Origin of the sequence: Streptomyces griseoviridis (genome assembly GCF_005222485.1) — a bacterium.
In the GTDB taxonomy this organism is placed as follows: Bacteria; Actinomycetota; Actinomycetes; order Streptomycetales; family Streptomycetaceae; genus Streptomyces; species Streptomyces hintoniae.
On sequence record NZ_CP029078.1, the window covers coordinates 4,458,741 to 4,481,021 of the forward strand.

Genomic DNA, 22,281 nt, shown 5'->3' on the forward strand with positions numbered 1-22,281 from the left:
TCGTCCCGCTGGACGGGCCGACGGCGACGGAATCCGCCAGAAGCCCTTCGGCGGGCGGGAGTTCGGGGCCGCCGACGGCCGCGAGGGGATCGGCGTCGGGGACAGGCCCGGGGTCCGCGTCCGGTGGGGGCGCGGGGGACGCCGACTCGGGGGTTCCAGGCGCTCCAGGCGCTCCAGGCGCTAAGTCGCCCTCCGTGGGCGGGAGTTCCCCGGTCGGCGGGGGCTCTTCGGGTTCCGCGGCGCCGACGGAGGCCGCGCCCGCCGCGTTGCGCTGGGGCGAGCCCGTGCGGGCGGTCGGCGAGGTGCGGTGGTGCGAGGACGTGACCGTCGGTTTCCGCAACTCGGGCGGGAGCGCGGTGCGTTCGGGGACCGTCACGTTCGGGACGCACGTCATCGGCGCGCTGGGCGTCGACTGGGCGACGGTCATGTCGACCGAGGACCTGCCGACGCCGATCGGGGCCGGAGCGCGCGTTGCGAAGACCTGGACGGTGTGCGTGGACGCCTGGCGGGTGCCGTGGGGCATGCACGTCGAGACGCGGGACGTGACCGTCCGGTGGAAGTAGCCCGCGCGGTCGGTTACTTGAGCGCGAGCCAGGCGACGGCGGCGACGACGAGGACAGCGACGACGACGCCGACGATCAGGCCGACGCGCGGACCGGAGGAGACCGGCTGCTGCGCCTGCTGACGGCCCTGCGGGCCCTCGTCGACGAACGCGCGGAACATCTGGGTGCTGCCGGCCGGGTCGGGGTTGCCCTGGGGGTTCTGGGGGTTAGCCATGGCACGAGACCCTAGCGAATCCGCGGTGCCGACCCAAGTGCGGGGCCTCCGGTGCCCCTGACTGCCCTCACCTGCGCGTTTACTATCGCAATACTTGACTTTGCCAAGTTTTTGTCCCGTGTGCCCCCTTTTTGTTTGCCTGTGGCAACCAACAACTTCTATGGTTGCCCCAAGCAACAAACGTGGGAGGTCGGGGATGGCCGAGCGGGCCCAGTACGAGGAACTGCTCCGTCAGTTCAGCGCCTTCGGGGCCGTGAAAAGGGAGTTGGGGCGGATCCTGCCGTCCGACTGCCCGAGCGGAAGCGCAGCCGTACTGACCCTCCTCGGGCGCCACGGCGCCATGCGCATGAGCAAGCTCTCCGAGCTGCTCTCGGTGGACATGTCGGTCACCAGCAGGCACGCGGCGCACCTCGCCGAGCGCGGCTGGATCGACCGCTCCCCCGACCCGGCGGACAAGCGGTCCCGGATCCTGCACCTCACACCGGAGGGCGTCGCCCTCCTGGAGGAGCTGTCCGAGCGGACCGCCCAACTGCTCGCCGACCGCCTCGGCGACTGGAGCGACGACGAAGTCGCCCAGCTCATCGTCCTGATGACCCGGCTGCGGGCGAGTTTCGACGACTGCCGTGCGCCGGCCAGGCTCCCGCCACCCGCACTCGCACCGACCACCCGTACACCCGCGAACACGTGAGATAAGGAAGTCCATGGCAACGACCACACCAGCCGGTGTGCGGGCTCATGCCAAGCACGGGGGAGGATCCACCGGTCCCTCCGGCGACGTCCCCATGACGCACCGGCAGATCATGGAAGCACTCTCCGGCCTGCTGCTCGGCATGTTCGTGGCGATCCTGTCGTCCACGATCGTCTCGAACGCCCTCCCGGAGATCATCGGCGACCTCGGCGGCGGCCAGTCCGCCTACACCTGGGTCGTCACCTCGACGCTGCTGGCCATGACGGCCGCCACCCCGCTGTGGGGCAAGCTCGCCGACCTGTACAACAAGAAGGCGCTCGTCCAGATAGCCCTGGTCATCTATGTGCTGGGCTCGGCGGCCGCCGGCCTGTCGCAGAACCCGGCGATGCTCATCGCCTGCCGGGTGGTGCAGGGCATCGGCGTCGGCGGTCTCTCCGCCCTCGCGCAGATCGTGATGGCCGCGATGATCTCGCCCCGCGAGCGCGGCCGCTACTCCGGCTACCTCGGCGCGACCTTCGCCGTCGCCACCGTCGGCGGCCCGCTGCTCGGCGGTGTCATCACCGACACCAGCTGGCTGGGCTGGCGCTGGTGCTTCTACGTCGGTGTGCCGTTCGCGGTCATCGCGCTGATCGTGCTCCAGAAGACGCTGCACCTGCCCGTCGTGAAGCGGGACGTGAAGGTCGACTGGGCCGGCGCGTTCTTCATCTCGGCCGCCGTCTCGCTGCTGCTGGTCTGGGTCACCTTCGCCGGTGACAAGTACGACTGGCTGTCCTGGCAGACCGCCGTGATGGTCGCGGGTTCCCTCCTGCTCGGCCTGATCTTCGTCTACGTCGAGTCGAGGGCCAAGGAACCGATCATCCCGCTGCGGCTGTTCCGCAACCGGACGATCACGCTGTCCTCGCTCGCCTCGATGTTCGTCGGTGTCGCGATGTTCTCCGGCACCGTCTTCTTCGCCCAGTACTTCCAGCTGGCCCGGGACAAGTCGCCGACCATGTCGGGCGTCATGACCATCCCGATGATCGGCGGTCTGTTCGTCTCGTCCACGGTCTCCGGGCAGTTCATCACCCGCACGGGCAAGTGGAAGGCGTGGCTGGTCAGCGGTGGCGTGCTCATCACGGCGGGCCTCGGCCTGCTGGGCACCATCCGCTACGACACGGACTACTGGAAGACGGCCGTCTTCATGGCCCTGCTGGGTCTCGGCGTCGGCATGATGATGCAGAACCTGGTGCTCTCCACGCAGAACCAGGTCGACCCCGCCGACCTCGGCTCGGCCAGCTCCACGGTCACCTTCTTCCGGTCCCTCGGTGGCGCCATGGGCGTCTCGGCGCTCGGCGCCGTGATGGCCAGCCGCATCACCGACTACGCCCAGGACGGCATCGCCGACCTCGGACCCAAGTACGCCTCGCTGGCCGGTTCGGGCTCCTCGGGCGCGATCCCGGACATGGACAAGCTGCCCGCGCCGCTGCGCACCGTCATGGAGAGCGCGTACGGCCACGGCATCGCGGACGTCTTCATGATCGCCGCCGTGATGGCGCTGCTGGCCCTCCTGGTCACGCTGTTCATCAAGGAGGTCCCGCTGCGCACCAGGGGCGCGCTGGCCCAGACCGCGGGCGACGAGGAGCCCGCCACCGCCGAGATACCGGCCCAGGCGTCCGCGCCGGGCCAGGTCACGGCCACCGCCGCCGACGGCGTCGCGACCGCCGACGGTCTCGGGACGGCGCCCGAGGACACCCGGCGGCTCGCCGCGCTCGCCACGGCGGACCGGCCCGAACAGCAGTTCGCGGACGCCGGGGGAATCCCGGTGCACGGGTTCGTGCGGGGCGCCGAGAGCGCGCCGGTGCCGCAGGCCGCCGTCACCCTGATCTCGCTCGCGGGACGGCAGCTCGGCCGCTCGGTCGCCCAGGCCGACGGGTCCTACACGCTGGACGCGCCGGGCACCGGCTCCTACGTGCTGATCGCCTCAGCCGACGGCTTCCAGCCGCAGGCCTCCACGATCGTCGTGAACGGCGACGCGGTGGCCTACGACATCCTGCTCAGCGGCACCAGCGGGCTGAACGGCCTGGTCAGGGCCGCGCAGACCGGACTGGCCGTCAAGGACGCGATGGTCATCGTCACCGATGTGCGCGGCGACCTGCTGGCCACCGGCACCACCGGGGAGAACGGCGAGTTCGGGTTCGCCGAGCTGGTGCCGGGCGCCGTCACCGTCGCGGTGAACGCCGCCGGGTTCCGGCCGCGGGCGCTGCCCGTCGAGGTGGGCGGCGCCGGGGTCACCCGGATCGAGGTCGACCTCGACGCGGGCGCCCAGCTCCAGGGCGTCGTCCGGGCACCGCACGGGCCGCTGGCCGACGCGCGGGTCACCCTGGTCGACGCGGCGGGCAACGTCGTCGGCACCGCCACCACCGGGATCGACGGGGCGTACGCCTTCGCCGACCTCGACGGCGGCGAGTACACGGTCATCGCCACCGGCTACCCGCCGGCCGCCACCGCGCTGACGGTGACCGGTCCGGGCGTCGACGGCCACGACATCGAACTCGCCCACCCGGGCGAGTAGTTCACACCCGGCCCGTGGTGGGCACGCCTCCGACCGAGGCGTCCCCACCACGGGCCGGCCTGCTCCCCCACCGCACTCGCCCCTCACCCCCACTCCCCCCACGCACCGACCCGACACATCGGCCACGCCCCGCGACCCCACGCAGCACCGGCACGGCCCGCAAGGAGAAACACGGGATGGCACTGACCGCGAAGATCCGTACCAGGGACGGATGGGCCGTGTCGCACGCGGTCGTCACGGTGACCGACATGACCGGCACCCAGGTGGTGCGCGCCGAGGCCGACCCCGAAGGCGCCGTACGGCACCCGACCGCGCTCGCGCCGGGCGCCTACACCGTGATCGTCACGGCGATCGGGTACGCGCCCGTCGCCTCCAGCGCGCTCGTCACCGCGAGCGGACGCGCCGACCTGGGCAACGTGACGCTGGCCAGGCAGGGCGGCACCGAACTCCCGCCGCCCGGCCCGTGGACCGTCGACCCCGCGCACTCCTCGGTCGGCGCGGTCGCCCAGCACCTGGGGATCTCCAGCGTGCGCGGCCGGTTCACCGACTTCGGCGCGCGGATCGAGATCGCCCCCGACGAGGTCGAGAAGTCCCGCGTCGAGGCCGTCATCCGGGCCTCCTCCATCGACACCGGCAACGCCATGCGCGACGACCATCTGCGCTCCCCCGACTTCCTGGACGTCGAACGGTTCCCGGAGATCACGTTCCGCTCCACGGGCATCGCCCCGGCGGGCCCCGACCGCTGGACCGTCCACGGCGACCTGACCCTGCACGGCGTGGTCCGCGCGGTCGACCTCGACCTCGCCTACCTCGGCACCGGCGCCGACCCGTGGGGCGGCACCCGCGCCGCGTTCCGCGCCACGACGGAACTGCGCCGCGACGACTTCGCCATGAACTACAACCAGGTCGTCCAGGCGGGCATCGCGGCGATCGGCACGACCCTCCGCGTGGAACTGGACGTCCAGGCGGTCCAGGGGGAGTCACTGCCGGAGGGGTGAGCGGGGGTGGGGGCGGGGCCACCCGGACGGGCGGAAGTTCGAACCGGACGGCGGGCAGAAGTCCGACCTGGACGGTGGACAGGAGTCCGACCTGGACGGCGGGCACGGGGACTCTCCGCGCCCGCCGTCCGGCGCGGGCGGTTCCCGCCCCGCGCCCAGCGTGTCGGGGACGGCTACGCGGGATCGGCCGAGTGCGGCCTAGGGTGGCCGTATGGCACCGAACATCGCTACCAACACCCGCGTCTCCCTCGACGAGTTGCTGGACTTCGTGCGGCCCAGGCATCGGGCGCTGCTGCTGACCCGGCGTGGTGACGGGGGGCCGCAGGCCTCGCCGCTCACCTGCGGGGTCGACGACTCCGGGCGGATCGTCATGTCCACGTACCCCGAGCGGGCCAAGACGCGCAACGCCAAGCGTGACCCGCAGGTCAGCCTTGTCGTGCTGAGCGACGAGTGGAACGGGCCGTGGGTGCAGATCGACGGGACCGCCGAGGTCATCGACGCCCCCGACTCCGTCGAGCCGCTCGTCGAGTACTACCGCAACATCGCGGGTGAGCACCCGGACTGGGACGAGTACCGGGCGGCCATGGCGAAGCAGGGCAAGTCGATCATCCGGATCACGCCCCGGAAGTGGGGCCCGGTGGCCACCGGCGGGTTCCCGGCGCGGCTGGCGACTCCGGAGGCGTGACCCGGGGCCCGGGAGGGGACGCGGCCGGGCCCGCGGCTCACTCCTCGCGGGTCAGCATCGCCTCGATGCCCGCCACCAGGAGGTCGAGGCCGAAGGTGAAGTCGCGTTCCCACATCTCCTGCGGGGTGTCGCCGCCGCGCGCTTCCATGATGTCGGCGGACTCCTCGATCATCGCGGCGGCGCCCGGGTCCTGGCTCGCGGCGCTCACCGAGTGCCGGAAGTACTCGTCGTGGGTCATGCCGGCGGCCGCGACACGCGCCCCGAAGTGGCCCTCGATGGTGCCGAACCCGTACACGAACTGGAGGACGGCGGAGATCGCGCCGGTCAGCCTGGACGCCGGGAGGCCGGTCCCGCGCAGGGTCCGCTGCACGACCCGGGCGAAGGCCAGCGCGTTCGGGCCGATGTTGAGGTACGTGCCGACCAGCGGCGACAGCCAGGGGTGCCGGACCAGCAGGGCCCGGTACTGGCCCGCCAGCGCGCGGAGCCGGTCGCGCCACTCCCGTGGCTCGGCCGGGTCGGGCAGCAGCAGCTCGCCGTAGACGGCGTCCAGGGCGAGTTCAAGGAGGTCGTCCTTGGTGTCGACGTACCAGTAGACGGACATCGCGGTGACGTTCAGTTCGGCGGCGAGCCTGCGCATCGAGAACCGGGCGAGCCCCTCCGCGTCCAGCAGCCGGACGGTGGCCGCGGTGATCCGCTCCCGGTCGAGCCCCGACGGCTGCCCGCCGCGTCCGCCCCGCCGGGCCTTGCCCTCCAGCCACACGCTGGACCGACCGGCCGCATTCGTCATGCGCACACCTTCCTCGCCTCCGCACACCGGCCGCCCCCGAGTCTCCGGGCGGACCGTGCGACCAGCCCGAACGAACCCGCAGCCGCACGTCTACCCAAGCACCCGGGTGCCTAGGCGGTCACCACGTCCGACTCCGCGCGTTCGGCCCTGCGCAGCAGGACCGCCGCCAGCAGCCCGCCCAGCAGCACCGCGCACGCGCCGACCAGCAGGCTCGTCTCGAGCCCCGCCGAGAAGGAGTCCGTCACCCGCCGCCGTTCGGCCGCGGAGCCGGCCGCGGCCAGCGCCACCGGCAACGACACCGCCAGGAAACGGGAGTTGAGGACCGCGCCGAGGACGGCGACGCCGAGCCCGTTGCCGAACTCGGCCAGCGTGCCGTTGATCCCGGCGCCGACACCGGCCTTGGCGGGCGGTATCGCGCTCATGATGGCGTGCGCCATCGCGGGGCTGGCGACGGCGCCGCCCGCGCCGATGAGCAGCAGCCCGAGCAGCGTCCCGGGGTAACCGCCGGACGCCAGCAGCGCGATGACGACCAGACCGCCCGACATCAGCACCATGCCGATCGCGATGGCCAGCGGTGTGCCGAGCCGGGTCATCCACTTCGCGGCGACACCGGTGAAGTTGAGCGCGACGATGGTCAGCGCGAGCGGCGCGGTGCGCAGTCCGGCCTCCAACGGGCCGTAGCCGAGCACGAATTGCAGGTGCTGGGTGAGCAGGAACAGCGAGCCGCCCATGCCGAACGCGATCAGCACCGCGCCCGCGACCGCCCCCGTGAACCGGCGGTTGCGGAAGAAGTGCAGGTCGAGCATCGGGTACGGGATGCGGCTCTCCCAGTACCCGAACAGCGCGAGGACGACGACGGCGACGGCCGCGCTGGTCAGCACCCTGCCGGAGGTCCAGCCGTGCGCAGGGCCCGAGATGATCGCGAAGACCAGGGCGCTCATGCCGACCGTGGAGAGCAGCGCACCCAGCAGGTCGGGGCGGTCGCCCTGCGGGTTCTTCGACTCGGGGACCAGGGCGACGACCGCGACCAGGCCGAGCGCGGCGACCGGCAGGTTGATCAGGAAGATCGCGCCCCACCAGAAGTGGTTCAGCATGAAGCCGCCGATCAGCGGCCCGGTCGCGAAGCCGAGCGAGTTGACGGCGGCCCAGATGCCGATCGCCTTCGGCTGCTCCCCCGGGGTGAAGATCTGCATCGCCACGGCGAGCGTGGTCGTCATCAGCAGCGCGCCGCCGATGCCCATGCCGGCCCGCGCGGCGATCAACTGGGCGGTGGTGGAGGCGAGTCCGGCGGTGAGGGAGCCGACGCCGAACAGGGCGAGGCCGGCGATCAGCATCTTCTTGCGGCCGTAGCGGTCGGCCGCGCTGCCCGCGGTGAGCAGCAGCCCCGACTGGACGAGCGAGTACGCGTTGATCATCCACTGGATGTCGGAGGTGGTGGCGTTTAACTCCGTGGTCAGGGAGGGGATCGCCACGTTCAGGACGGTGTTGTCCAGCAGCACGGTCAGCTGCGCGAGACAGATGACACCGAGGATGAGCCAGCGCTGCGGGTGGCCCTGGGGGGTCGTCGTCATGCCGTACACCGTAGAACAGTTTCTTATACGTCGTACAACGACTTGTGGCGCGCGGCGGCTGCTCCTGTGCGCGGCGGCTGCTTCTGGCACGGCGGCTGCTCCTGGCGCGACGGCTACTCCTGGCACGGCGGCTGTTTCCGGCTTGGCGGCTGCTCCTGGCACGGCGACGGCTGCCGTGCGGCACGGCGAAGGGCGGTGACCTGGGTCACCGCCCTTGTGCCCGGGGCCCGTCGGGCCCGTGGTCAGTCGCTCGCCTTCTGGGTGAGGTCGTAGAAGGTGGCCGAACCGACCGTCACCTTCTGGTAGGTCTTCTCGACCCACGAGGTGATCTGCGTGGACGTGCCGGTGCTGTCGCTCCCGCCCGCCATTCCGCCGCCCGAGCCGCTGGAGATGAAGTAGTGGATCTTCCCCGCGGCCACGTACTTCTTGAACTGGGCCAGCGTCGGGGACGGGTCGGTGCCGTTGAAGCCGCCGATCGCCATCACCGGGTCGCCGGTGGAGAGCTGGTAACTCGCCGCGTTCTGGGCGCCGATGGCCGCCGCGACCCAGGTGTAGTCGCCGGAGTCGGCGGTGAGCAGCTTCTTCGCGGCGGAGCTGACGGTCGCGCCGTTGAGCAGCCCGCCCGCGCCGCCGCCCATGCCGCCGCCGTCCATGCCGCCGCCGTCGCCGGTCCGGCCGCCGGGAGCGCCACCACCCTGCTGGCCCTGGCCCTGGCCTTGTCCCTGGGTGTTGCCGTTGCCGTTCTGGCCCGGCATCCCGCCGCCGAAGCCGCCGTTGCCCCCGCCCGGGAAGCCGTTGCCGTTCTGCTGGTTCTGGGTGCCGCCACCGGGGCCGCCGCCCGGCATGCCCCCGCCCGTGCCGCCTCGGCCACCGCCGGGGCCGCCGCCCATGCCTCCGAAGCCCATGCCGGACGGGCCCGCCGTCGGGATCGATCCGGTGTGCGCGGAGCCGACCGTGCTGAGGGTGTACGCGGTCGGGCCGCCGAGCGCGGCGACGATGCTCACCGCGACCGCGGCCAGGGCGAGTTGGCGCCTGACGTGGCTCGCGAAGATCAGACCGAGCGCGCCGGCCAGACCGCCGACCAGGACCAGCCACTTCAGCCAAGGCAGGTAGCTGGAGGTCCGGTTGAGCAGCACATAGCCCCACGCCGAGGCCGCCACCACGGAGGCCGCGAGAGCGAGGGACGCCCAGATCTGAGCGCGCTTCTCCCAGAGGATGCCCGCGCCCATGCCGACCACGGCCGCGAGGTAGGGGGCCAGCGCCACCGTGTAGTACTGGTGGAAGATGCCCGCCATGTAGCTGAAGACGATCCACGTCATCAGCAGCGAGCCGCCCCACACCAGGAACGAGCCGCGGGTCACGGACGTCCGCCCGAGCCTGCGGGTGGCGACCAGGCCCGCCGCGAGCAGGATCAGGGAGGCGGGCAGCAGCCACGAGATCTGGCCGCCGATCTCGGAGTTGAACATCCGGTCCCAGCCGGTCTCGCCCCACATCCCGGTGCCGCCCGCGCCGCCCCCGCCGCCGACGCTGCCGGTCTCCTCGCCGTTGAGCCGGCCAAGTCCGTTGTAGCCGAAGGTGAGTTCCAGGAAGGAGTTGTTCTGGGAGCCGCCGATGTAGGGGCGCGAGGAGGCGGGCCACAGTTCGACGATCGCCACCCACCAGCCGCCCGCCACGATCAACGCGCCGGTCGCCGCCGCCAGTTGGCCGATCCGCTTCTTCACCGACACCGGCGCGCAGACCGCGTAGACGATCGCGAGCGGCGGCAGGACCAGGAACGCCTGGAGGGTCTTGGCGAGGAACGCGAAGCCGATCGCGACCCCGGCCCACACCAGCCACCTGGTCCGGCCGTCCTCCAGCGCGCGCACCACGAAGTGGCAGGCGAGCGCCATCAGCAGGGCCAGCATCGCGTCCGGGTTGTTGAACCGGAACATCAGCGCCGCGACCGGGGTGAGCGCGAGCACCGCGCCCGCGAGCAGCCCGGCACCGGGGCCGAACCGGCGGCGCACCGAGGCGTGGACGACGGCGACCGTGCCGACGCCCATCAGGACCTCGGGGGCCAGGATCGCCCAGGAGTTCAGGCCGAAGACCCGTACCGCCAGCTCCATCGGCCACAGGAACGCCGACGGCTTGTCCACGGTGATCGCGTTGGCCGCGTCCAGCGAGCCGAAGAACATCGCCTTCCAGGACGTGCTGCCCGCCTGGACGGCCGCCGAGTAGAAGGAGTTGGCCCAGCCTGAGGCGCTCAGGTTGTAGAGGTAGAGCAGGGCGGTGGCGAGCAGCAGGCCGAGGAGGGCGGGGCGGGCCCAGCGCGGGTCGTCCGGCCTGCCGCGCCACGCTCTCCTGAGGAGCGGCTGCCGCGGCTCGCCGCCCGCGGGGGCCGGCACGTCCGGCACATCCGGGGCGGACGGCGGCGGGGAGGCGCCCTGCGGGTCGGCGTCCCGCGGGTCGGCGTTCCGCAGGTCGGCGTCCCGCGGGTCGGCGGGTGCGGCGCCCCCCGGACGCGTCGTCTCGTCGTGCTGGGTGGTCATCGCTTGTCCCCCGGTTCGGTGGAGTCGTAGGGGCGCGCCGGCCGGAGCCCCTGCGCCGGGGCGGCCTGGCGACGCGGCAGCGGGGGCTGCTCCGGGTGTCCGGGGTGCGCGGCGTACTCGGGCACGGCGCCGGTCGGATGCGGCGGGGCGGGGGAGGTGCCGAGGGGGGTGCCGGGGGCAGGGGTGTGGGAGGCGACAACCGTCGAGCGGCCGACGGGGTGGCCGGTGGGACGGCCGGTCGGACCGTCGGTGGCCGCGGGCCCGTCGACGGCGCCGTCCCTGCGGTCGGGGAAGACCCAGGCGCGGAAGAGGAGGAAGCGCAGCACGGTCGCGGCGAGGTTGGCGGCGATCAGGACCGCCAGCTCGGTGGAGTGCGCGGGTTCGCTGCTCGCCGCGTTCAGGGCGGCGAGCGAGCCGCTGGTCAGGGCGAGCCCGATGCCGAAGACGACCAGGCCCTGCGCCTGGTGGCGGACGGCGCCGCCGCGGCCCCGTACCCCGAAGGTGAGGCGCCGGTTGGCCGCGGTGTTGGCGACCGCGGAGACCAGCAGGGCCAGCGCGTTGGCGATCTGCGAACCGGAGAACTGCCGGAAGGCGCTGTAGAGCAGCAGGTAGAAGAGGGTCGAGAGACCGCCGACCACGCAGAACCCGACCAGTTGGCGGGCCAGACCCTTGGGGACGTCCTTGATGTCGCGGTCGCGCGGGTCGTCACCGAACGGCCGGGCGAGCCGGTCGAGCGAGAGCGAGCCCGACGCCAGCGCCTTCCCCACCCGCCACACGCCCTTGAGGTCCTCGGTCGCCGTCCTCACGATGTGCACCGTCGAGTCCGGGTCGTCGACCCAGTCCACCGGCACCTCGTGGATGCGCAGCCCGGCCCGCTCGGCGAGGACCAGCATCTCGGTGTCGAAGAACCAGCCGGTGTCCTCGACCAGCGGCAGCAGCACCTGGGCGACATCGCGCCTGATCGCCTTGAAGCCGCACTGCGCGTCCGAGAACCGGGCCTGGAGCGAACCGCGCAGGATGAGGTTGTAGGCCCGGCTGATGAACTCCCGCTTCGGCCCACGCACCACGCGCGAGGAGCGGGCGAGCCGGGAGCCGATCGCCAGGTCGGAGTGGCCCGAGATGAGCGGCGCGACCAGCGGCAGCAGCGCGTTCAGGTCGGTCGACAGGTCCACGTCCATGTAGGCGAGGATCGGCGCCTCCGAGGCGGACCACACCGCCCGCAGGGCGCGTCCCCGGCCCTTCTGTTCCAGCCGGAAGTGCGAGACCTCGGCGATCTCCGCCCCGAGCCGTGCCGCCACCGCCGGGGTGGCGTCCGTCGACGCGTTGTCCGCGACCGTGATGCGGAAGGCGTAGGGGAAGGTGCGCCTGAGGTGGTCGTGGAGTCTCAGCACACACGGTTCGAGGTCCTTCTCCTCGTTGTAGACGGGGATCACTACGTCCAGGACAGGCGTACCGGCGTCGCCGGCCGGGAGGTGCTCCCGCGCCGGCAGGGTGCCGGAAGAAGAGTCGGTTCGCATGGGAACGACTCTTGTCAAGCGCCCTGTTGCACCCATGTGGTGGCACTGTGCTGCGCCTGTGAGTGCGATTGCCAGTTCGTTTCGGCGTCCGGCCGGGGGCCCTGCGGGACGAGCGCGGGCAGATGCACGGTGAACACCGTGCGTCCCGGAACGCTGTCGACGGTCACCGCGCCGCCGTGCGCGGCCGCCACGGCCTGCACGATCGCGAGGCCGAGCCCGGTCGAGCCGGTCGCGCGGGAGCGCGCGGAGTCGCCGCGGGCGAACCGTTCGAAGACGTGCGGGAGCAGCTCGGCGGGGATGCCCTGGCCGTCGTCCTCGACGTCCACGCACATCCACGGGCCGCGCCGCTGCACACGGGCGGTGACCGTGGTGCCGGGCGGGGTGTGTTTGCGGGCGTTGCCGAGGAGGTTGACGAGGACCTGTTGCAGGCGGGCCGCGTCGGCGGAGACCTGGGCCGGTTCGTCGGGCAGGTCGAGGCGCCAGTTGTGGTCCATGCCGGCCGCGCGGGAGTCGCTGACGGTGTCGACGACGAGCGGGATCAGGTCCGTCTGCTCGAACTGGAGCGGCCGTCCGGCGTCCAGGCGGGCGAGCAGCAGCAGATCCTCGACGAGCAGGGTCATCCGGCCCGCCTCGGACTCGATCCGGCCGAGGGCGTGCCGGGTGTCGGGGCCGACCTGTTCCCGGCCGCGCCGGGTCAGTTCGGCGTACCCGCGGATGGAGGCGAGCGGGGTGCGCAGCTCGTGGCTGGCGTCCGCGACGAACTGGCGGACCCGCATCTCGCTCTGCTGGCGGGCGTGCAGGGCGCCGTGCACGTGGTCCAGCATGCGGTTGAGCGCGGCGCCGACCTGGCCGACCTCGGTGTGCGGGTCGGTCTCGGACTCGGGGACGCGCTCGCTGAGGTTGACCTCGCCGGTGTGCAGGGGCAGTTCGGAGACCCGGGTGGCGGTCGCGGCGACCCGGCGCAGCGGCCGGGTGGCGACGCCGACGAGCACATATCCGGCGATGACGGCGGCGCCGAGCCCCGCGGCCGTGACGCTGACCTCGACGATGATCAGGGTGTTGAGGGTGCTGACGGTGTCCTTGGTGGGGATCGCGACGTAGTAGGTGCCCTTGGTGCCGTCGACGTACGTGACGCGGTAGCCGCCGAGCCCGGGAAGATCGACGCTGTGCGGCTTGTCGTCGTGCGGGACGCTCGCGAGGGTCCGCTCCTGCGCGGTGGTCAGGTCACCGGGCTTCATCGGGTTGTCGTCGGCGCTGTTGGCGTCCTTCTCACCGATCTTGGAGTCGGTGATGGACCCGTTCTGGACCTTCGCGATGAGCGTGCCGACCACCAGCGGGCCCCGGGTGACGAAGTCCTCCAGGTTGACGGCGGTGGAGACGACCGAGTTGACGGAGCCGTCGTGCCCCGGCTGCCCGTCCTTGGGGACGCCCGGCGGTACGGCCATGCCGCCCGCGCGCGCCGCCGCGTCCTTGAGGTTGCCGTCGAGCTGTTCGTAGAGGTGCGAGCGCAGGGCGAGGGTGGTCACGGTGCCGATCACCGCGCAGACGACGGCGATCAGGACGACGGACGCGACGACGAGCCGCGCCCGCAGGGTGCGCGGCTGTCCCGCGCGTCGCTTCCGGGGGCGCGACTGCCGCCGCCCGCTCATGACACGGCGGGCTTGATCAGGTAACCGGCCCCGCGCCTGGTGTGGATCATCGGCTCCCGGCCGGCGTCGATCTTGCGCCGCAGGTAGGAGATGTACAGCTCGACGACGTTGGCCTGGCCGCCGAAGTCGTAGGACCACACCCGGTCCAGGATCTGCGCCTTGCTGAGCACCCGGCGCGGGTTGCGCATCAGGAAGCGCAGCAGCTCGAACTCGGTCGCGGTGAGGTGGATGTTGGCGCCGCCGCGCGAGACCTCGTGGCTGTCCTCGTCGAGGGTGAGGTCGCCGACCACCAGCACGGAGTCCGAACGCCGGTCGGCGGCACCGGAACGCCGAATCAGCCCGCGCAGCCTGGCCACGACCTCCTCCAGGCTGAACGGCTTGGTGACGTAGTCGTCGCCGCCCGCCGTCAGACCCGCGATCCGGTCCTCGACGGCGTCCTTGGCGGTGAGGAACAGCACCGGCACGTCAGGCAGTTCACGACGGAGCCGGCCGAGCACCGTGAGGCCGTCCATGTCGGGCAGCATCATGTCGAGGACGACGGCGTCGGGACGGAACTCCCGGGCGGTCTGGATGGCGCCGGTGCCGTCACCGGCGCTGCGGATCTGCCACCCCTCGTAACGCAGGGCCATGGACAGCAGCTCGGTGATCGACAACTCGTCGTCCACCACAAGCACGCGGACGGGGCTCCCGTCCGGCCTCAGCAGTTCGGTGCGCCCCTGGGGCGAGGTCGTGGTCATGATGGACACCTTGTCGGCGCCCTCTGAGAGCACCCTTTCCCTCACCTGTGAATTCTCTGAGAAACACACAGGGGGCTCTCAGGCGGGGCATGGGAAGGGGCCGGCGGGGGTCCCCGCAGTCCCACCGGTCGCCTACCGGGCGAACAGCCGCTTTCCGTTGTCGTGGCAGACGGCCCTCAGCCAGTCGTCGCCGAGGCCGAGCCGCTCCAAAGCCTGGAGCTGGTGGAGGTAGGGGTAGGGGATGTTCGGGAAGTCGCTGCCGAGCAGGACGCGGTCACCGAGGGCGGCGAGCCGGGGCAGCGCCCGCGCGGGGAAGGGCGCCAGCCGCTCACTGAAGTCGGTGAACGTCATCGTCGTGTCGAGCCGGACCTCCCCGTACCGCTCGGCGAGGCCGAGGAAGTCCTCGTACTCGGGCATCCCCAGATGCGCGACGACCAGGCGGAGTTGGGGGTGGCGGGCGAGCACCCGGGCGATCGGCTCGGGTCCGGTGTGCCGACCGGGCGCGGGCCCTGACCCGCAGTGGATCACCACCGGGACCCCGGCCTCGGCGAGCAGCCCCCAGACGGGGGCGAGCAGCGCGTCGGCGGGGTCGTAGGCGCCGACCTGCACATGCGCCTTGAAGACCCGGGCGCCGCGCTCGACGGCTTCCCTGACGTACCGCTCGACGCCCGGCTCGGGGAAGAGGGTGGAGGTGTGCAGGCAGTCGGGCGTCCTGCGGGCGAACTCCACGGCCCAGCCGTTGAGCCACTCGGCCATGCCGGGCTTGTGCGGGTAGAGCATGGCGGTGAAGGCCAGCACACCGAACTCCCGCAGCACCGCGAGCCGTTCGTCCTCCTCGTGCCGGTAGGTGATGGGCCAGTCGAGGTCACCGCCGAGCGCCCCGACGGAGTCGAAGTAGGCCCAGACCTTGCGGAGGACGCGCTCGGGCATGAAGTGGGTGTGGACGTCGACCAGCCCGGGAATGCCCAACCGCTCGGTGAACCGGCGGATCTGGAGGGCTTCAGCGGGGAGGGAAAGGGTCCCCGCGGTGAGTGGGGAGGCTTCGGCGGGGAGGGGAAGGCTCTCGTCGGCTCGGGAAGGAATCTCCTCGCCCGACTCCCGTGTCTCGTGCATGTGCCTGCCCTCCGCGCGACGCGACGCCCACTGCTGTCCCTCTCGTTTCTACCCCGGCGGGGTGGTGGACGGTCGAGGCGGTGGCCTGTTGGGGGGGCGGCGGCACCGCTGGTGGCACAGCCGGGGGTGGTACGGCAGGGGTGGCATGGCAGGGGGTGGTACGGCAGGGGGTGGCTTGCCGTACGGTCGAAGCCGTCCTCAGAACAGCCCGTCCTGGACGGCAGACCCGTCGTCGGGTGGGCGGAACTCCCTGATCGGGAAGCCGATTTCGCGGCCTGGACCGCCGTACGGACCGCTTGGACCGGACCCGCCGCCCGGACCCCCGGGACCGGAAGGCCCCCGGGAACCACTCCGGGACTGCCCGCCGGGTCGGTCGTCGAGTCGGTCGTCGAGTCGACCCCCGGACAGGCCGTCGAGTCGGCCGCCGGATCGGTCGCTGGGCCCCAGCTCCCACCCCCGCAGGAGTCGGGTGTCGAGGACGACGACCCCGCGGCCGTCGGCGAGGTCGAGGTGCAGGTCGGGACCGGCCGCCGCGACCAGCTCCCCGCTCAGGGCGCCGCCGGCGACGAGCCCGCTGACCTCTCCGAGGGCCGGTGGCAGATCGGCGAGGCCGAAGACGCCGAAGTGGTCGACGGTCAGGCAGGGTTCACGGGCGAGCGACTCCGGCCAGCCGTCGAGGGCGACCGCGCGAGCGTGCAGCGCCCGCACCTCGGCGGCCCGCTCGGCCTCCGTGCCGGGCAGCGCGGAACGGACGGCCCGCTTGTCGGCGTACGGAATGCGGTCGGGCACCTTGAGGGCGGCCCGCAGCAGCTCCTCGGAACGCCGGGCGGCCATCAGAGGGCCGGTGCCGAGCCAGCTGAAACAGACGGCGCCCTGCTCCAACAGCCGGACGGATCCCCGTTCCACGCGGGTGATGCCGACCTTGACCAGGCCGGGCCCGAACCACGCGAGATAGACGCGGTAGGGGCGGGGGTCGTCGGCGAGGGTGTCGGCGGCGACGGAGTGCGCCCGGTCCAACCGCGCGCACTCCTCGCACCGCGCCCCCGTGCTCCGCGCCGAGACGACGGCGCGCATCGGGCAGAGGTGCCCCCGAGCCCCCACACAGGTCCGCACACCCCCGTCCGCGACCTTGAAGGCCACCCGTTTCCCCCAGGTCAACGCGGAGCGCCGACCGCCGTCCCACACCAGCTCGGGCACGCCGTCCACCCACCGCAGCCCCGAGCACTTCCATGCCTGTGCCATTGCTTCGAGAGTAGGGCCGACCACTGACAACGGGACGGCGAACAGGACGGCGAACAGGACGGAGGGCGGGGCCGAGGGGAGGGCCGAAGGCAGGGTCGAGGACAGGGTCGAGGACAGGGGATGTCACAGATTGGACACCTCCCGCACACATCTCCCACACATCACTCTCCCGGGCACTACGGTCACTCCACGCAACGCTCCCAGGGGGGAAGAGATGACCAACCCGTACACCGCTCCGATACCGCCGGCACCGCGACCGCCCGACGCCCGCCCGCTCCGCAAGCGTGCCCTCGTCTGGCTCGGCGGATCGGCGCTGTTCCTGACGGGTGTGCTCATCGGCTCCACCGGGGACGCCGAGCAGCAGCCCGTCGAGGCCAAGGTGCGGCCCGCGACGACGGTGACGGCGACCGCCACGACCACCGCGACGCCTGAACCGGCCCCGACCGTCACGGAGACCGTGAAGGTGAAGGCGAAGCCGGCCCCGACGGTCACCGTCACGAGGACCGCGGCGGCGAGGGTCGCCGGCGCGGGCGGCGGAAGCGGCAGCACCGGCGGAAGCGGCACCACCAGCCGCACCGGCACCTGCTCGATCGTCTCGAACGCGGGGAACTGCTACTCGGCGGGCCAGTTCTGCCGCAACAGCGACCACGGAGCGGTCACCAGCACGGCGAGCGGGACGACGATCAAGTGCGTGTACAGCGCGAACGCGTGGCGGTGGACGGCGGCCTGAGAGCCCCCGACCGAGCCCACCGCGAAAGGCCCCGGGACCGGAACGCTCCCCCGGGGCCTCCACCGGACCGTGCGTCCCATGTGCCCCGCAGCCCCGCAGCCCCGCAGCCCCGCAGCCATGATCGAGGACCGGATCTTGCGTCCCCCGCGCCCCGCACGCAGGATCGAGGAATGTCCCGCAGCGTAGGCCGACACACCGCCGATCCCTGTCCCCGGTGCCGCGTCGAGGCGGTCCGCCTGGGCCGTCCGACGACCGTCGAGGGACGCGAGGTGGTCGCCTACTCCTGCGAGCGCTGCGCGCACGAGTGGAACCGGCCGGTCGAGGATGACGTGGAGATCGACGACACGGTCAGGGTGGACCTCCCCGAGGCCACGCTCTACGGCTCCGTCCAGCAGCGGGAAGGCGACCGCGTCCAGGTACGCGGACCGGCAGGCGCCTGGCTGCTGTGGGTCGAACGCTGGAGAGTCATCGTCTACTGAGGCCGCATACGTAGGGCTGAGCCACTGCCTGCGGACGGGATCGAGGGGACGCCGGCGCGCGGAGGGCGCCTGACCCGAAGACCACGGCAGCGACACAACTCGGCTCGGCGCACGGCCCGTTGGCGCGGGTCTCCGAGACGGCCGCGCCGAGGCCGAGGCCCCCGGGGAGCGGGGTCCGCCTCCCGTGCGAGGGTCACCCGTACGGGTCAACCTGGCGTGCGGAGATCACCCGGGCGGGTGTGCATAGAGGGAAGTGCCTGCGTCCCGTCGCCCGGAGGTGGCCCATGCCCGCGCACGTCACAGCTGTCCGCGGACCGCTCATATGGTTCCGGGACGATCCGTTCCTGGTCGGCCGTGACGACGCCTTCGTGTACGAGAGCGACGGGCTGCTGATCTGCGAAGGCGGTGTCATCACCGCGGCCGGCGACTACGGCGCCCTGCGCGAGCGACTGCCCCGGGGCACCACGGTGGACCACTACCCGGACCACGTGATCACGGCCGGGTTCATCGACAGCCACATCCACTACGTGCAGACCGGCATCATCGCCGCGTTCGGCTCCCAGCTCATCGACTGGCTCAACCACTACACCTTCGTCGAGGAGCAGCGCTTCTCCGACGCCGACTACGCCCGCCGGATCGCGTCGTTCTTCTGCGACGAACTCCTGCGCAACGGCACCACGACGGCCCTGACGTTCTGCGCGGTGTACCCGCAGTCGGTGGACGCGCTGTTCGAGGAGTCCTCCCGGCGCGGCATGCGGATGGCCGCGGGCAAGGTCCTGATGGACCGCAACGCCCCGACGCCCTGCTCGACACCGCTCAGTCGGGCTACGAGGACTCCAAGGCGCTGCTGGAACGTTGGCACGGCAAGGACCGCAACCTCTACGCCATCACGCCCCGCTTCGCCCCGACGAGCACGCCGGAGCAGCTGGAGGCGGCCGGCACGTTGTGGCGCGAGCACCCCGAAGCGCTGGTGCACACGCACATCTCCGAGAACACCGGAGAGGTCTCCTGGGTACGGTCCCTCTTCCCTGACCGGCGGGGCTACCTCGACGTCTACGACCACTTCGGGCTCCTCGGGCGCGGCGCCGTGCTGGCCCACGGAGTGCACCTGACCGGCCGCGAACGCGCCCGATGCGCCGAGACCGGCACGGCCGTCGCGCACTGCCCCACCTCGAACCTCTTCCTCGGCAGCGGTCTCTTCCACGTCCACGACGCCAAGGACGCCAGACGCCCCATGCGGGTGGGGCTGGGCACCGACATCGGCGCGGGCACCTCGTTCTCGCTGCTCGCCACGGTGAACGAGGCCTACAAGGTCGCCGAGCTGAGCAACTACCCGCTCGACTCCGTCAAGGCGTTCTACCTCGCCACCCTCGGCGGTGCCCAGGCGATGGGCATCGACGACAAGGTCGGCTCGCTCGAACCCGGACACGAGGCCGACTTCGTCGTCCTGGATCCCAGGGCCACCCCGCTGCTCGCCCGGCGCACCTCTCGCGTGAGCGACATCGACGAGCTGCTGTTCGTCCTCGCCGTCATGGGTGACGACCGCACCGTGCGCGCGACGTACGTCAACGGCGCCCTGGCGCACGACCGCGACCGTGGGTCCGCCTGAGCCGACAGGAGAACGACATGGCGAGCACCGCCCCCGCCCCCACCTCCGGTACCGGCGACGAACCCGAGTACAAGAAGCACCCCGGCGCCCGCATGCTGCACGGCCCGCACCGAACCATCGGCGGCGTCGAGGCGTGGCTCATCTGGGGCCTGTGCACCGCCTTCGTGGTCTGGCTGTTCTCCATCCAGACCGGCTACGCCGTGGTCTCCCCCGAGATCCAGAAGTCCGCCTCGCTCACCGTCGCGCAGATCGGCCTCGCCGGCTCCATCTACACGTGGGCCTTCGCGCTGTGCCAGTTCTTCTCGGGCGCCCTGCTCGACCGCTTCGGCTCCCGCCCGCTGCTCGCCATCGCCGTCGCCTTCGTCACCGCGGGCGCCTTCCTGTACGCGCAGACCACCGGCATGGCCACCCTGATCGCCGCGCAGATCGTCCTCGCCGTGGGTTCCTTCTTCGGATTCGTCGGTGCCGGATACATCGGCGGCCAGTGGTTCCCGGCGGCCCGCTACGGCCTGATGTTCGGCCTCGTGCAGTCGCTCGCCTCACTGGGGTCCGCCTTCGGCCAGCCCGCGATCTCCTGGCAGCTCCAGCGAGTCAGCTGGCAGCAGCTCCTCAACGGCTTCGGCGCGGGCGGCCTCCTGCTGATCGTGCTCTTCGCCCTCCTCGTACGGAACCCCACGGCCGGCCCCGCACAGCTGGCCCAGGCCACGGGGGCGGCCCGGCCACCGCTCGTCCCCGGCATCTTCCGCGACCTCGGTACCTGCTTCCGCAACCGCAATGTGGTGCTCTCCGCGCTGCTGGCCGGTGTCTCCTTCGGCTCGATGCTCGCGATGGGCGTGCTCTGGGGCCCGCGCGTCATGGAGGCCCGCGGCGCCGGCACCTCGCTCGCCGCGGTCCTGACCGCCATGTCCTGGCTCGGCCTCGCCGTCGGCGCGCCCCTGTTCAACCTGCTCTCCGACCACTGGAACAACCGCCGCGTCCCCGCCGTCGTGGGCGTCCTCCTCCAGGCGGTCGCGGTAGGTCTGCTCGTCTACCTGCCCAGGGAGACCAACTCCGTCTCCGTGGTCACCATGTTCTGCGTGGGCCTCTTCGCCGGCGCCCACATGCTCGCCTTCACCGTGGCCGGCGAGTCCGTCCCCGGCAAACTCGTCGGCAGCTCGGCGGCCATCGTCAACGGCGTCTGCTTCATCATCGGCGGACTGCTCCAGGCCGTCCCCAACAAACTCCTGCCCGGCTCACCGACACTCACCGACTACGGCCACGCGCTCCTCATGATGCCGATCCTGCTGGTCCTGGGAGCACTCGCGGGCCTCTTCATCAAGGAAACGGCGACACCGCGCTCGTAGCGGATGCGCGGTAACGAGACGGAGCCGACGCCCTCCTCGACGTCCAGTCCAGCAGCCTGCTGTACTTCGCCGCCGGCCGCCACCACAACGCGAAAGGCCCCGGATCTCTCCGGGGCCTCTCATCTATGTGCACTCGGCAGGATTCGAACCTGCAACCTTCTGATCCGTAGTCAGATGCTCTATCCGTTAAGCTACGAGTGCTTGTTCTGTTGTTGTCTTGGCTTCTGGTCCGGGGTTTTCCGGGCCGTTGCGGCGACAGGAAGAACATTACATGACTGCCGCCGCCATGTGAAATCCGTTCGGGTTACCCCTTGTGAGCTGCGGAAACGACGAAGCCCCGGTCCTGGGACCGGGGCTTCGTGATCTTGCGCGGAGGCGGAGGGATTTGAACCCTCGATGGGCTTTAAGGCCCAAACCGCATTAGCAGTGCGGCGCCATAGACCGGACTAGGCGACGCCTCCAGCACAACCCCCCGCGCGAGCGCGAGTGGTGCGTGCAGATGATGACACAGATGAGCGCGCTGTCACCAATCGGCTCCCACGGTACTAGGCGGGCGGGCCGCAGGGCAAAGGGCTTCCCCGCCGCCGCGGAACGAGGTGTCGCGGCTCGGCGCATCGTCCTGGGGCGTGCCGCGTTAGGCAGGTCATGTCTCGTCTTCTTCCCCTCCCCGCCCTCCCCGCCCGCTCACCCAGCGCCGCCCACCCCCGTCCCCTCATCGTTCTCGCCGCCCTCGGCGTCTCCCTCCTCTCGTCCCTCTCCTCGCTCTCGTCCCCCGTCGCCCACGCGGCGCAGACCCCGGTCGGGGACCGTCTCTCCGTGACCGTCCGGCACGCCGGTGCCGGGTTCGACGGGACGTTCGAGCTGTACTGCCATCCCGGTGGCGGCAGCCACCCCGACTCCGGCGCCGCCTGCGACCGGCTCGACCGCATCACCCAGTGGGGGCGGGACACCTTCGCGCCCGTTCCCGACGACAGCGTCTGCACCTTGCAGTACGGCGGTCCCGCCACCGCGCACGTCACCGGTACCTGGGCCGGGCGGCCCGTCGACGCCTCGTTCGACCGTCGCGACGGCTGCCACATCGGGCAGTGGGACCGGCTCGTGCCGCTGCTGCCCGATCTGAGCCCCCGTCCCCAGGGCAGCTCCTGACCCGCCGCGGCCGTCTTTCTCAATCCCCCGTGGGCCTGAGCTGGCGGTCACATGTTCTGCGTCACTTCGACGTGCGACCTCCCTCTCATTGAGCGCCCCCGGCGGTACCCGGGGTCGTAGACTCCCTCGCG

The 22,281-nt window shown here is 71.9% G+C and carries 18 protein-coding genes, 2 tRNA genes and 2 pseudogenes; 11 read left to right on the plus strand and 11 right to left on the minus strand.

What is annotated here, in order from left to right; all coding sequences use genetic code 11:
• Positions 1 to 194 precede the first annotated feature (194 nt).
• On the plus strand, positions 195 to 563 hold the full coding sequence (locus tag DDJ31_RS39875) for a hypothetical protein (protein ID WP_346656281.1): 369 nt from the start codon (positions 195 to 197) through the stop codon (positions 561 to 563).
• Between the two features lie 13 nt (positions 564 to 576).
• On the opposite strand, the gene DDJ31_RS18990 is transcribed toward DDJ31_RS39875, so the two are convergent.
• Positions 577 to 777 carry a hypothetical protein gene (locus tag DDJ31_RS18990; RefSeq protein ID WP_127179108.1) on the minus strand — a complete coding sequence of 67 codons (201 nt, stop codon included), beginning with the start codon at positions 775 to 777 and terminating at the stop codon, positions 577 to 579.
• 196 nt (positions 778 to 973) lie between these two features.
• Between DDJ31_RS18990 and DDJ31_RS18995 the strand changes: the two genes are divergently transcribed.
• The 4 genes from DDJ31_RS18995 to DDJ31_RS19010 all read left to right on the plus strand — a co-directional run bounded on the left by DDJ31_RS18995 (position 974) and on the right by DDJ31_RS19010 (position 5,699).
• Positions 974 to 1,465 (plus strand): MarR family winged helix-turn-helix transcriptional regulator, encoded by a 492-nt coding sequence (locus DDJ31_RS18995; protein WP_127179107.1) that lies wholly within the window; start codon positions 974 to 976, stop codon positions 1,463 to 1,465.
• A gap of 13 nt (positions 1,466 to 1,478) precedes the next feature.
• Complete coding sequence (locus DDJ31_RS19000) at positions 1,479 to 4,016, plus strand: MFS transporter (protein WP_127179106.1); 2,538 nt, start codon at positions 1,479 to 1,481, stop codon at positions 4,014 to 4,016.
• A gap of 176 nt (positions 4,017 to 4,192) precedes the next feature.
• Positions 4,193 to 5,014: a YceI family protein gene (locus DDJ31_RS19005; protein ID WP_127179105.1), complete on the plus strand. Its 822-nt coding sequence runs from the start codon at positions 4,193 to 4,195 to the stop codon at positions 5,012 to 5,014.
• A 211-nt stretch (positions 5,015 to 5,225) separates the two neighbouring features.
• A complete protein-coding gene (locus DDJ31_RS19010) occupies positions 5,226 to 5,699 on the plus strand; it encodes a PPOX class F420-dependent oxidoreductase (RefSeq protein ID WP_127179104.1) in 474 nt (157 codons plus the stop codon).
• Between the two features lie 37 nt (positions 5,700 to 5,736).
• Here the strand turns inward: DDJ31_RS19010 and DDJ31_RS19015 are convergent, their stop codons facing one another.
• The 8 genes and pseudogenes from DDJ31_RS19015 to DDJ31_RS19050 form a co-directional block, all read right to left on the minus strand.
• On the minus strand, positions 5,737 to 6,486 hold the full coding sequence (locus DDJ31_RS19015) for a TetR/AcrR family transcriptional regulator (protein ID WP_171480848.1): 750 nt from the start codon (positions 6,484 to 6,486) through the stop codon (positions 5,737 to 5,739).
• 110 nt (positions 6,487 to 6,596) lie between these two features.
• Positions 6,597 to 8,057: an MFS transporter gene (locus DDJ31_RS19020; RefSeq protein WP_171480849.1), complete on the minus strand. Its 1,461-nt coding sequence runs from the start codon at positions 8,055 to 8,057 to the stop codon at positions 6,597 to 6,599.
• A gap of 242 nt (positions 8,058 to 8,299) precedes the next feature.
• Positions 8,300 to 10,585, minus strand: a complete 2,286-nt coding sequence (locus DDJ31_RS19025) for an ArnT family glycosyltransferase (RefSeq protein WP_127179102.1) — start codon at positions 10,583 to 10,585, stop codon at positions 8,300 to 8,302.
• Complete coding sequence (locus DDJ31_RS19030) at positions 10,582 to 12,102, minus strand: bifunctional glycosyltransferase family 2/GtrA family protein (RefSeq protein WP_127179101.1); 1,521 nt, start codon at positions 12,100 to 12,102, stop codon at positions 10,582 to 10,584. The genes DDJ31_RS19025 and DDJ31_RS19030 overlap by 4 nt, the downstream gene beginning before the upstream one ends.
• Positions 12,103 to 12,116: 14 nt before the next feature.
• The gene (locus tag DDJ31_RS19035) at positions 12,117 to 13,751 is read right to left on the minus strand and encodes a sensor histidine kinase (protein WP_127179100.1); all 1,635 of its coding nucleotides are present in this window, start codon (positions 13,749 to 13,751) and stop codon (positions 12,117 to 12,119) included.
• On the minus strand, positions 13,748 to 14,488 hold the full coding sequence (locus DDJ31_RS19040; protein ID WP_171480850.1) for a response regulator transcription factor: 741 nt from the start codon (positions 14,486 to 14,488) through the stop codon (positions 13,748 to 13,750). The genes DDJ31_RS19035 and DDJ31_RS19040 overlap by 4 nt, the downstream gene beginning before the upstream one ends.
• Before the next feature lie 132 nt (positions 14,489 to 14,620).
• A complete protein-coding gene (locus tag DDJ31_RS19045) occupies positions 14,621 to 15,601 on the minus strand; it encodes an amidohydrolase family protein (RefSeq protein ID WP_127179098.1) in 981 nt (326 codons plus the stop codon).
• Between the two features lie 432 nt (positions 15,602 to 16,033).
• Positions 16,034 to 16,843, minus strand: a pseudogene (locus tag DDJ31_RS19050) (DUF2797 domain-containing protein); the annotation flags it as partial.
• A gap of 214 nt (positions 16,844 to 17,057) precedes the next feature.
• Here DDJ31_RS19050 and DDJ31_RS19055 point away from each other — a divergent pair.
• The 5 genes and pseudogenes from DDJ31_RS19055 to DDJ31_RS19070 all read left to right on the plus strand — a co-directional run bounded on the left by DDJ31_RS19055 (position 17,058) and on the right by DDJ31_RS19070 (position 21,004).
• Positions 17,058 to 17,573 (plus strand): hypothetical protein, encoded by a 516-nt coding sequence (locus DDJ31_RS19055; protein WP_127179097.1) that lies wholly within the window; start codon positions 17,058 to 17,060, stop codon positions 17,571 to 17,573.
• Between the two features lie 170 nt (positions 17,574 to 17,743).
• Complete coding sequence (locus DDJ31_RS19060) at positions 17,744 to 18,052, plus strand: hypothetical protein (protein WP_171480851.1); 309 nt, start codon at positions 17,744 to 17,746, stop codon at positions 18,050 to 18,052.
• 284 nt (positions 18,053 to 18,336) lie between these two features.
• Positions 18,337 to 18,813, plus strand: a pseudogene (locus DDJ31_RS40050) (amidohydrolase family protein); the annotation flags it as partial.
• 86 nt (positions 18,814 to 18,899) lie between these two features.
• Complete coding sequence (locus tag DDJ31_RS40055) at positions 18,900 to 19,661, plus strand: guanine deaminase (RefSeq protein ID WP_253302968.1); 762 nt, start codon at positions 18,900 to 18,902, stop codon at positions 19,659 to 19,661.
• Between the two features lie 17 nt (positions 19,662 to 19,678).
• Positions 19,679 to 21,004, plus strand: coding sequence for an MFS transporter (locus DDJ31_RS19070; protein WP_127179096.1), 1,326 nt, complete (start codon positions 19,679 to 19,681; stop codon positions 21,002 to 21,004).
• Positions 21,005 to 21,132: 128 nt separating this feature from the next.
• Here DDJ31_RS19070 and DDJ31_RS19075 read toward each other — a convergent pair.
• Both DDJ31_RS19075 and DDJ31_RS19080 read right to left on the minus strand, forming a co-directional pair.
• Positions 21,133 to 21,205 (minus strand) — tRNA-Arg (locus DDJ31_RS19075).
• A 169-nt stretch (positions 21,206 to 21,374) separates the two neighbouring features.
• Positions 21,375 to 21,465 (minus strand) — tRNA-Ser (locus DDJ31_RS19080).
• A gap of 184 nt (positions 21,466 to 21,649) precedes the next feature.
• Here DDJ31_RS19080 and DDJ31_RS19085 point away from each other — a divergent pair.
• Positions 21,650 to 22,150: an SSI family serine proteinase inhibitor gene (locus DDJ31_RS19085; RefSeq protein ID WP_127179095.1), complete on the plus strand. Its 501-nt coding sequence runs from the start codon at positions 21,650 to 21,652 to the stop codon at positions 22,148 to 22,150.
• The last annotated feature ends 131 nt before the right edge of the window (positions 22,151 to 22,281 follow it).